Here is a 2,896-nt window from a genome sequence, read left to right on the forward strand (position 1 = left end):
GTGACGGCCGCCGATAGAATCGCGCGCCGTGATGACCTATCGCTTTTCCATCCCGACGACGGTACGTGCCATGGGCCGGGCGAGCCTGCTGGGATGGTCGCTCCTGGTGGCCGCCGCAGGCGCCGCCGCGACGGGCGGCGACCATGCCGCCGTGGACTCGTTGATCCAGGCACGGCGCTACGACGAGGCGCGGGCCCTCGCGGACAAGTTCCTGGCCGACCGGCCGCGCGACGTGCAGATGCGCTTCCTCAAGGGCGTGATCCAGCTCGAGACCGACAGGCGCAGCGAGGCCATCGCGACCTTCACCCAACTGACGCAGGACGCACCCGAACTGCCCGAGCCGTACAACAACCTGGCCGTGCTCTATGCCAGCCAGGGCCAGTACGACCGCGCCCGCGCGGCGCTGGAGTCGTCGCTGCGCACCAACCCCAGCTATGCGACGGCGCAGGAGAACCTGGGCGACGTCTATGCGCGGCTGGCGGCGGATGCCTACAGCCAGGCGCTGCAGATGGAAGGCAGCAGCCCTGCGGCCGCGCCCAAGCTGGCGGCGATCCGTTCTCTGTTCCAGGGCCCGGGCGCGCCGGCCGCGGGCTCGGCGGCGCTGGCGTCCGCGCAGGCGGCCGGCGCCTCGCGGCGCGCGCAGGCGGCTGCGGCGTCCGCACCGGCTGCCGCCCCGCCCGCGGTTGCCGTTGCTGCTGCTCCTGCGGCGCCCGCCAGGCCCGTGCCCGCGGCGGCGGCGCCCGAGCCGAAGGCCGTGCCGGTACCGGCGCCTGCGCCGGTGGCTGCATCCACGGCCGCGCCCGCCTCGTCGGAGGCGGCCGCGAAGCAGGCGGTCGAGCAGGCCGTGCGCGCCTGGGCCGCCGCCTGGTCCGCCAAGGACATGCAGCGCTACCTCGACGCCTACGCCAAGGACTTCGTGCCCGCGGGCGGCCAGTCGCGCAAGGCGTGGGAGGAGGAGCGCCGCGTGCGCATCGAGGGCAAGACCGACATCCAGGTGAGCCTGGACGACCTGGTCATCGGCATCGACGGCGACACCGCGCGGGCGCGCTTCCGCCAGAGCTACCGTTCCAACGCGCTGAACGTGCGCAGCCGCAAGACGCTGGAACTCAAGCGCGAAGGCGCCGACTGGCACATCACGCGCGAAGCCGTCGGGAACTCATGACGCCCGCGTTGCGCCGGACGGGCCGCAGCGTCACCTGTGCGGCGCTGGCCTGCGTGCTCGCATGCGCCGGCGCGGCGGTGCAGGCGAGGGCGGGTGCGCCGCATCCCGCTGCGCCCGCGTCCACTGCGCTGCGTACGGCCGACGGCGCCGAGGCGCGGCTGCTGGAGGTCTATGCCCTGATCGGCCAGGGACGGCAGGCCGAGGCCCTCGCCAAAGCCGGGCAGCTGGCCCGCGCCTGGCCCACTTTCCAGGCCGCGCAGCTGGTCCATGCCGACCTGCTGGCGCTGCGCCTGCCGCCGGCCGGCCGCCGTGCGGTGGAACAGCGCCTGCAGGCGCCCGGCGCGGCCGAGGCCCTGCGCAGCCTGCGCGACGAATCCGCGCGCCGGCTGGAGGCGCTGCGCCACCGGCCCGCGCCCGGCACCGTGCCCGCGCAACTGCTCGCCGTGCCCGCCTCCAGCCGCTACGCGCTGGCCGTCGACGTGTCGCGCTCGCGCATGTACGTGCTGCGCAACACCCGCCAGGGGCTCGAACTCGCGGCGGACTACTACGTCTCGCTCGGCAAGGCCGGCGCCGGCAAGCGCGTCGAAGGCGATGCGCGCACGCCGCTGGGCGTCTACCACGTCACCAGCAACCTGCCCGCGCGCACGCTGCCGGACTTCTACGGCGCCGGCGCGCTGCCGCTGAACTACCCCAATGCCTACGACCGTCGCGCGGGCCGCACCGGCAGCGGCATCTGGCTGCACGGCTCGCCGCCCGAGCAGTACGCGCGGGCGCCCCTGGCCACCGACGGCTGCGTCGTGCTCGCCGACAACGACCTGCGCCAGCTCCTGCGCATGGCCGATGTCGGCGCCACGGTGGTGACCATCGCGCCGCGGCTGGACTGGATTCCCCAGGCCGAGGCGCGCGTGCAGGCGCAGGCGCTGCGCCGCCAGGTGCTGGCCTGGAACGAGGCGCGCGCCGAAGGCGACCTGCAGCGCTGGCAGTCCTTCTACCTGCCCGATGCGGTGCGCGCGGGCCGCCTGGGGCAGCAGCGCCCCGCGCTGCGCGACGAGCTGGCGCAGACGGCCGGGCGCGGCCGGGCGATCGAGCTCAAGGACGTGTCGGTGCTGCGCTGGCGCGACGAGCGGCAGGAGCTGATGGTCGTCAACTTCGGCGAGGTGCCGCGCGGCGAGCGCGCCGGCGCGCTGCGGCGCCAGTACTGGCTGCATGCGCCGGGGGGCTGGAAGATCTTCCACGAAGAGTGGCTGTAGCGGCGCGCCGATCGCGGCGATTGCGCGCGGAACAAGTGTGTCATTTTGAGAAAAAAAGTATCGGGTCCGAGAAAAAGAGTACTTTGGTTGGCTTGTTGGGCCAGGGAAGCGTTACTAGCATCATCCGTAAGACACATTTGTAAACAAGTTTCCCAGGCCAAGCGAAAAGGAGTGCCCCATGAACAAGTTGATCAACTTCTGGAACGACGAAGAAGGCGCGACCGCGATCGAATACGGGATCATCGCGGGGCTGATGGCGGTGGTATTGGTTGCCATCTTTGGCGGAGGAACGGATTCCTTCGTGACAAAGCTCAAGTCGACTTTCAGCTACATCGGCGAGCAACTGCCGACAGGGACGGCTGGCGGCAGTACTCCTTGAACGCCGTTGCGCCATCTCTTCGTGCTGTGGCTGATTGCCACTGCGGTGTATGACTGGCGCCAAAGGCGGGTTCCCAACGCCCTGGTCATCGCGGGCGCGCTCGCT

3 protein-coding genes are annotated in these 2,896 nt (G+C 71.9%); all 3 read left to right on the forward strand.

Annotated elements, in window-relative coordinates; all coding sequences use genetic code 11:
- The first annotated feature begins 31 nt into the window (after window positions 1-31).
- The 3 genes from ACIY1X_RS25755 to ACIY1X_RS25765 all read left to right on the forward strand — a co-directional run bounded on the left by ACIY1X_RS25755 (window position 32) and on the right by ACIY1X_RS25765 (window position 2,791).
- Window positions 32-1,162 (forward strand): tetratricopeptide repeat protein, encoded by a 1,131-nt coding sequence (locus ACIY1X_RS25755; protein ID WP_399686362.1) that lies wholly within the window; start codon window positions 32-34, stop codon window positions 1,160-1,162.
- Window positions 1,159-2,412 (forward strand): murein L,D-transpeptidase family protein, encoded by a 1,254-nt coding sequence (locus ACIY1X_RS25760; protein WP_399686365.1) that lies wholly within the window; start codon window positions 1,159-1,161, stop codon window positions 2,410-2,412. Before ACIY1X_RS25755 ends, ACIY1X_RS25760 begins: the two co-directional genes overlap by 4 nt.
- 178 nt (window positions 2,413-2,590) lie before the next feature.
- Window positions 2,591-2,791, forward strand: coding sequence for a Flp family type IVb pilin (locus ACIY1X_RS25765; protein ID WP_399686367.1), 201 nt, complete (start codon window positions 2,591-2,593; stop codon window positions 2,789-2,791).
- Window positions 2,792-2,896: the final 105 nt, after the last annotated feature.

Source organism: Xenophilus sp. (genome assembly GCF_044462705.1).
Taxonomy (GTDB): Bacteria; Pseudomonadota; Gammaproteobacteria; order Burkholderiales; family Burkholderiaceae_C; genus Xenophilus; species Xenophilus azovorans.

What these genes read in the sequence shown, in the direction of transcription:
- ACIY1X_RS25755 (WP_399686362.1), top strand. Translation starts at nt 32, where the DNA reads ATGACCTATCGCTTTTCCATCCCGACGACGGTACGTGCCATGGGCCGG.
- ACIY1X_RS25760 (WP_399686365.1), top strand. Translation starts at nt 1,159, where the DNA reads ATGACGCCCGCGTTGCGCCGGACGGGCCGCAGCGTCACCTGTGCGGCG.
- ACIY1X_RS25765 (WP_399686367.1), top strand. Translation starts at nt 2,591, where the DNA reads ATGAACAAGTTGATCAACTTCTGGAACGACGAAGAAGGCGCGACCGCG.